General features: G+C 59.6%; 2 protein-coding genes. Both read left to right on the top strand.

Annotation, left to right across the window (positions count from 1 at the left end; all coding sequences use genetic code 11):
- The first annotated feature begins 12 nt into the window (after positions 1-12).
- On the top strand, positions 13-153 hold the full coding sequence (locus tag CDA63_RS21945) for a hypothetical protein (protein ID WP_394335395.1): 141 nt from the start codon (positions 13-15) through the stop codon (positions 151-153).
- A gap of 118 nt (positions 154-271) precedes the next feature.
- Positions 272-946, top strand: coding sequence for an SOS response-associated peptidase (locus CDA63_RS20050; RefSeq protein WP_088466222.1), 675 nt, complete (start codon positions 272-274; stop codon positions 944-946).
- Positions 947-1,177: the final 231 nt, after the last annotated feature.

The raw sequence follows: 1,177 nt of genomic DNA, 5'->3' as shown, positions 1-1,177 counted from the left end.
CGCTACCTCGATTTGCGCCGCAACCCGGTGCGCCAGAACCTGATGCTGCGCCACCGCGTGGCCCAGGCCACCCGCCGGTTCCTCGACGGCCAGGAGTTCGTAGTCGAAGAATCTCTACTGCTTCATTGGATTACCGTTGTAACGAAGTGGTAGAGATTCTTCGACTACGCCTCCGGCTTCGCTCAGAATGACGTTTCATCATTAACCGTTTGATAACGTCCTTCTGCCTCAACGCGTAAAACGAACCTTCACGTTTTACTCTCCCTACATTATGTGCGGACGCTACTCCCTGATTTCTCCGTCTGGCTTGCTGAAAGAACGATTCGGGGCTGAACTGGCCGAAGATTTTGCCCCAACCTACAACGCCGCGCCCTCCCAGCACCTGCCCGTAATTACCAACGCCGCGCCCCAGCAGGTGCGGCTCATGCAGTGGGGGCTGGTGCCGGCCTGGGTGAAGGACCGCACCAGCGGCCCCCAGCCCATCAACGCCCGGGCCGAGACGCTGGCCGAAAAGCCCTCGTTCCGGCAGCTGCTCCAGCGGCGGCGCTGCCTGGTGCTGGCCGACAGCTTTTATGAGTGGCAGCAGAAGGAAGCCCACGGCCTGCCGCCTAAAACGCCCCACCGCATCCTGCTCACGTCCGGGCAGCCCTACGCCTTTGCCGGCCTCTGGGACGAGTGGCTTGACCGCGCCACCGGCGAAATCCTGCCCACCTTCACCATCGTCACGACCGAGCCCAACGCCCTGATGCAGCCCCTGCACCACCGGATGCCCGTGATTCTGGAAGGGCCCGAAGCCGAGCAAAGCTGGCTGAGCGACGCCGTTTCGGCCGCCGAACACCAAGCCCTGCTCCGCCCCTACCCCACCGAACTGATGCGCGAGTACGTCATCAGTAAGCTGGTGAACTCGCCGGCCCACAACGAGCCGGCCGTGCTGGAGCCGGCGTAGATTGCCAACTGAAGGTATATGGAACGCATTCCACTTAAAATCTGGAACCGGATTGAAATGCTCCGGCAACCAATTGCCGCTGAAGCAACCGCTCCTGCGCTAGGAACAAGGCGTTGGATTGCGATTCATTATAATTAGGACTTACGCAAAAGGGTTAAATTGAAGTAAAAAAGCATGAAAGTCACGGTGCAGCTTTACGGCCAATTTCTGCTCAGCAGCCACGTCAATTAC

It is taken from the genome of Hymenobacter amundsenii (assembly GCF_002204745.1).
GTDB lineage: Bacteria > Bacteroidota > Bacteroidia > Cytophagales > Hymenobacteraceae > Hymenobacter > Hymenobacter amundsenii.
The sequence above is the reverse complement of the archived record's forward strand: the minus strand, read 5'-3'. Positions and strand labels throughout refer to the sequence as shown.